General features: G+C 47.0%; 1 pseudogene. It reads left to right on the top strand.

What is annotated here, in order from left to right:
- A pseudogene (locus tag HMPREF2581_RS31685) lies at positions 1 to 219 on the top strand (sel1 repeat family protein); the annotation flags it as partial.

Below are 219 nucleotides of genomic sequence, written 5' to 3'. Positions count from 1 at the left end.
CGCAGAAGGCATTGGATCTCTATCAAAAGATGATCGATCTGGAGGTGCCCCAAGGGTTCTATGATATGGGAGCAATGATCGGCAATCGTGCAGGGGTCATGAATCCTGCAACTGACGGGCTTAGTTTTCTTAATAAGGCTGCTAGCCTAGGAAATCCGCCGGCATTAACCGAGCTAGGTAAGCTCTATATATATGTGGCCAAAAAAAAGGATTTGGGGT

It is taken from the genome of Pseudomonas sp. HMSC057H01 (assembly GCF_001836405.1).
GTDB lineage: Bacteria > Pseudomonadota > Gammaproteobacteria > Pseudomonadales > Pseudomonadaceae > Pseudomonas > Pseudomonas aeruginosa.
The sequence above is the reverse complement of the archived record's forward strand: the minus strand, read 5'-3'. Positions and strand labels throughout refer to the sequence as shown.